We start from the raw sequence: 4706 nt of genomic DNA on the forward strand, positions 1-4706 counted from the left end.
TGCTGGCGCTGCGCCCTCGGCTGCTGCTGATGGACGAGCCCTTCGCCTCGCTCGATGCGATCGTGCGCGCGCGCATCACCCAGGACCTGCTCGACCTGGTCGAGCGCGAGGGCATTTCGGTGCTGCTGGTGACCCACGATCTCGAGGAGGCGATTGCGCTCTCCGACGTGGTGCACGTGCTCTCGGGCGGGCCGCGTGCGCGCGTGCTGGCGAGCCGCGCGGTGCCGATGACGCGTCCGCGCGAGCTGATCGCCGCGCGCGGGCATCCGGCCTTCGCGCCGCTGCTGCGCCAGCTCTGGCGCGACCTCGAAGGGTCGTTCCCGGCCGGCGCGCAGATCACGGAGCGCGAAGCCGCATGAACGACCTGCTGAAGCTCGTCTGGGTGCGGCGCACCCTCGCGCTCTCCGCGCTGATCCTGCTCTGGGAGGCGACCGGCTGGGCCGGGCTGATCAACCCGCTCTACGCCGCACCGCCGAGCCAGGTGGCCGCGCTCGCCTACGGGCTGTTCGCGGACGGCTCGATCTGGCCGCATCTTCAGGCGACCTTCTCGGCCGCCCTGCTCGGGCTCGCGATCGGGCTCGCGATCGGCATCGTGCTCGGCTTCGCCGCCGCCCTGCTGCCGCTGCTCGCCGCGCTTCTCGAGCCGGTGATGCTGCTCCTCAACGCGGTACCGCGGGTGATCCTGGCGCCGCTGTTCGTGATCTGGATGGGGATCGATCTCGGCTCGAAGGTGGCGCTCGCGACCGTGCTGGTCGCGGTGCTGATCTTCTTCGCGGTCTATTCCGGCGTGCGCGAGGTGGACCAGCGCCTGGTCGAGCGCGTGCGCACGCTCGGCGGCGGCAAGGGGGTGCTCGTGGCGGAGGTCTATATTCCGTCCGTGGTCTCCTGGGTGATGGGCAACCTGAAGGTCGCGGTGGGCTTCGCCTTCACCGGCGCGGTGGTGGGCGAGTTCGTCGCCTCGGCGCGCGGGCTCGGCTACCTGCTGCAGTTCGCGCAGAGCACCTACAACGCCGCGCTGTCGCTCGCACTGGTGACGCTGATCATGGCCTTCGTGCTGGTGCTGTTCTTTCTCGCCGAGCAGCTCGAGCACCGGCTGCTGCGATGGCGCTACCGCTGAGCGCGGACTTCGCCCCGGGCGAGACGGTCGCGCTGCGGCCGGACCTCGCGTTGCCGGACTGGACGCTGCTGACCGACCCGAGCGCGCGCGAGGCACTGGCCGCGGCGATGGCGGTAGCCGGGCGGCGCGACCGTTGGGCAGGACTCGATGTGGCCGAGGATGCCGTGCGGCGCACGGTGCTGCTCGGCTTCGCCGCCTTCGGCGTACCGCCCTCGGTGACAGAAATCGCCGCCAGCATCGGACTCGACGCGGAGGCCGTGCACGCGGCGTTGGCGCGGCTGGCGGGGCGCGACATCCTCGTGCTGGACGCGGACGGCGCGATCGCGGCCGCTTATCCGTTCAGCGCCGAACCGACACCACATCGTGTGACGCTCGCTCGCTTCGGCACGACCGTGTACGCACTCTGCGCGATCGACGCACTCGGCATCGGCGCCATGCTCGGCGCCGACACGCTGATCGAGTCGCGCTGCGCCGCATCCGGCGCGCCGGTGACGCTGCGTACTCAAGATCACGGCCGCACGCTCGCCGAGCTCGCGCCGGCGGACGCGGTGATCTGGTATGGCATCGCCCATGCCGGCGGCTGCGCAGCGCGCTCGGGCTGCGCGCTCAAGCTGTTCTTCCGCTCCGAGGCGGATCTCGTCGCGTGGCGGGCGCGCAACGACGAGCATCCCGGCTACCGCCTGAGCGTGCCGATCGCGCTCCAGCTCGCGCTTGCGCTGTTCGCGCCGATGATCGGCGGCGGTCAACGCGCGGATACCGCAACGACCGTGTCGTTGTAGGCGGGCTGTCCCCAGGGCGACCATGACGACGGCAACAGCGGGTTTGCCGCCGCCCTATCCCCACCCGCGGTGCTCCACCACTTGCCGGGACGCGCAACGAAGCCGGGCAGCACCGCATCGGTGACGTGCAGCGTCTGCGCCTCCTTGAGCAGCGTCTCGTCATAGAAGGCGCGCGCCGTGTCAGAGTCCAGGCAGCGGCTGAATTGGCCCTCCCAGCGAAACGCGATCCGCAACAGCAGCAGGCCGCGCGCCACGATGCTGGATCCGTTCCTCGGCAGCGGCACTACGCTGATCGCCGCCGAGCTCACCGGCCGCGTGTGCGTCGCGATGGAGATCGATCCGCGCTACTGCGATGTGACGATCGAACGGTGGCAGCGCCTCACGGGCGGGATGGCGGTGCTCGCCGGCGAGGATCGTGTGATCACGCCGCCGCACGCACACCGCGCGCGGTGGCGACGTCGGCGAACACACGATCAGGACGGACGGCGGCGGAGCGAGATATGGAGGGCGCGCTGGATCACGTCCTCATCGGTCTCGCCGGGCAGGCGGATCGTGTCGATGCGATCCCAGGTGTCCTGTTCGATCGGCACCAGCCAGGTGCTGTCGGCCTGGCGCGTCCCGGTCGAACGGAACGCGCCGATGGTGGCATTCGCGATCGCCTGGTACGTCGCATCGCTCATGCGGATCAGTGGCATTGGGACCTCCGTCACGGCGAGGGCCAGTCCTCGCGCATGACGGACCGTTCGCGCTGGTGCGCGCGCCAGCCAAGGCGATCGGCTGCGGGTGCCCGGGGATTTCATTGTACGGCCCGACGGGCCTGTCAGCGCGGGAAGCGGCGATCCAACTCGCGCGATGCGAGACGCCACGCGGTGGCGCGGTCGGTGATGATCTCGCCGAGAATGGCGGTCGCGACGTGCTCGATGGTGCGGTCGTCGCTCATCCGGAGCCAGAGCGCGTTATCCATCGCCGCCGCCAGGATGCCGTCCTCCGCGGGCGTCAGGGTGAAATCCGTCATGGCCATCTCCATCGTCGTGACGGGACGACCATTCGCGCTGGTGCGGCGCACAGCCAAGCTGAGTACGCGATCATAATAGTGCGTTCTCGCCGAACGCAGTACCGCCGCCCGCGATCTGCGAGCGGCGGCGTGGGTGCGGAGGATCAGGCCTCGGATGGGCTGAACACGAACTCCGCCTGACCGACTCGGGTGCCGTCACTGTCGTGCAGTGGGCGCGGCCAGGCGCCGGCGAAGCGGTGTTGGTCGAGGTCGTCGGCGAGGCGGCGCAGGATGCGGCCGATCTCCGCGGTCGGGCAGTTCTGGAGCGCCGGCCCGCTGGTGCGGATGCGCAGGATGAACTCGCTCATCGTCCGGGTCGTGTCCCAACGCGTGGTGTAGCTGGCGGTGAGCCACCGCGGTCGCCGGCGTGGCCGGGCTGATCAGCCTGCCATTGCAGGGAGGCTGACGGGTGCATCATCGCTGACGGGGCTGATGCTTTCCAGGGTGATATAGCGGGCGCGCTGTACAGCCCATTCGTCATTCTGTTCGAGCAGGACGGCACCGACGAGGCGTGTGATGGCGGCCTCATTGGGGAAGATGCCGACGACCTCGGTGCGTCGCTTGATCTCACCATTCAGGCGCTCGAGCGGATTGGTGCTGTGCAGCTTGGCGCGGTGCTGCGGCGGGAAGCTCATGTAGGCCAGCACGTCGCTCTCGGCCTCGTCCATCAGCGCGGCGAGCTTCGGCAGCTTGGGCCGCAGCTGGTCAGCGACGCGTCGCCACTGCATCGTGGCGGCTGCCGCGTCGTTCTGGGCAAACGCGGTGGCGATGAAGGCGGAGACGACGCGCCGGCCGCTCTTGCCGGCATGGGCAAGGGCGTTGCGCATGAAGTGCACGCGGCATCGTTGCCAGGTCGCACTCAACACCTTGGCGATCGCCGCCTTCAGGCCTTCATGGGCGTCCGAGATGACCAGCTTCACGCCGCGCAGGCCGCGCCGGGCGAGTTTGCGCAGGAACGCGGTCCAGAACGTCTCCGCCTCGGACGGGCCGATATCCATGCCCAGAACCTCGCGCCGGCCATCGCCGTTGACGCCGACCGCGACGATCACCGCCACCGAGACGATGCGCCCCTGCTGGCGCACTTTCACGTAGGTCGCATCGATCCAGAGATAAGGCCAATCGCCTTCGATCGGACGATCCAGGAACGCCTTCACCCGCTCGTCGATCTCTTCGCACAGCCGGCTCACCTGGCTCTTGGAGATGCCGCCCATGCCGAGCGCCTTGACCAGCTCGTCAACCGAGCGCGTCGAGACGCCCTGGATGTACGCCTCCTGGATCACCGCGGTCAGCGCCTTCTCCGCCATTCGGCGCGGCTCGAGGAAGCCGGGGAAGTAGGACCCGCGGCGCAGACGGGGGATGCGCAGTTCCACCGTGCCCGCGCGCGTCTGCCAGTCACGCTCGCGGTAGCCGTTGCGCTGCACCAGTCGCTCGGCACTCTTCTCGCCGTAGCCGGCGCCGGTCAGCCCGCCGATCTCCAGCTCCATCAGCCGCTCGGCGGCAAAGCCGATCATCTCGCGCAGGAGGTCGGCATCCGGAGCCTTCTCCACCAGGGCACGAAGGCTCATCATCGCGTCGGTCATCGGGGATCCTCAGGTCCAGGTTGGCTCTCGCAACCCAACCCTACCGGCGATCCGCCGATGACCACCCCCTCGACCTACACCACCACCAGGGACACGACCCTCACCGCGCGGCTGTCGCGGCTGACCGAGCAGCGCCAGCATGACGCTGCGCCGCCGGCCGATGCCGGGATCGCAAG

At 69.6% G+C, this 4706-nt stretch carries 7 protein-coding genes and 2 pseudogenes; 4 read left to right on the forward strand and 5 right to left on the reverse strand.

Features of this window, described 5'->3' with window-relative positions; all coding sequences use genetic code 11:
- The 3 genes and pseudogenes from ACTIFU_RS22415 to ACTIFU_RS22425 form a co-directional block, all read left to right on the forward strand.
- Positions 1–359, forward strand: a pseudogene (locus tag ACTIFU_RS22415) (hypothetical protein); the annotation flags it as partial.
- Positions 356–1117 carry an ABC transporter permease gene (locus ACTIFU_RS22420; protein ID WP_439580544.1) on the forward strand — a complete coding sequence of 254 codons (762 nt, stop codon included), beginning with the start codon at positions 356–358 and terminating at the stop codon, positions 1115–1117. The pseudogene ACTIFU_RS22415 and the gene ACTIFU_RS22420, both read left to right, overlap by 4 nt.
- On the forward strand, positions 1102–1896 hold the full coding sequence (locus tag ACTIFU_RS22425) for an alkylmercury lyase family protein (protein WP_439580545.1): 795 nt from the start codon (positions 1102–1104) through the stop codon (positions 1894–1896). The genes ACTIFU_RS22420 and ACTIFU_RS22425 overlap by 16 nt, the downstream gene beginning before the upstream one ends.
- Here ACTIFU_RS22425 and ACTIFU_RS22430 read toward each other — a convergent pair.
- Entirely contained in the window at positions 1860–2150 is a 291-nt protein-coding gene (locus ACTIFU_RS22430) for a hypothetical protein (protein ID WP_439580546.1), read from the reverse strand. The genes ACTIFU_RS22425 and ACTIFU_RS22430 overlap by 37 nt on opposite strands.
- 1 nt (position 2151) lies before the next feature.
- On the opposite strand from ACTIFU_RS22430, the pseudogene ACTIFU_RS22435 reads away from it, so the two are divergent.
- Positions 2152–2196 (forward strand): annotated as a pseudogene (locus tag ACTIFU_RS22435) (hypothetical protein); the annotation flags it as partial.
- A gap of 173 nt (positions 2197–2369) precedes the next feature.
- Here ACTIFU_RS22435 and ACTIFU_RS22440 read toward each other — a convergent pair.
- From ACTIFU_RS22440 to ACTIFU_RS22455, 4 genes are all read right to left on the reverse strand, one after another.
- Positions 2370–2591, reverse strand: a complete 222-nt coding sequence (locus tag ACTIFU_RS22440; RefSeq protein WP_439580550.1) for a hypothetical protein — start codon at positions 2589–2591, stop codon at positions 2370–2372.
- Positions 2592–2716: 125 nt separating this feature from the next.
- On the reverse strand, positions 2717–2911 hold the full coding sequence (locus tag ACTIFU_RS22445; protein WP_439580547.1) for a hypothetical protein: 195 nt from the start codon (positions 2909–2911) through the stop codon (positions 2717–2719).
- A gap of 143 nt (positions 2912–3054) precedes the next feature.
- The gene (locus tag ACTIFU_RS22450; protein WP_439580548.1) at positions 3055–3258 is read right to left on the reverse strand and encodes a hypothetical protein; all 204 of its coding nucleotides are present in this window, start codon (positions 3256–3258) and stop codon (positions 3055–3057) included.
- 72 nt (positions 3259–3330) lie between these two features.
- Positions 3331–4530: an IS256 family transposase gene (locus ACTIFU_RS22455; RefSeq protein WP_439580549.1), complete on the reverse strand. Its 1200-nt coding sequence runs from the start codon at positions 4528–4530 to the stop codon at positions 3331–3333.
- Between the last annotated feature and the right edge of the window lie 176 nt (positions 4531–4706).

Origin of the sequence: Elioraea sp. (genome assembly GCF_051860475.1) — a bacterium.
Taxonomy (GTDB): domain Bacteria; phylum Pseudomonadota; class Alphaproteobacteria; order Acetobacterales; family Acetobacteraceae; genus Elioraea.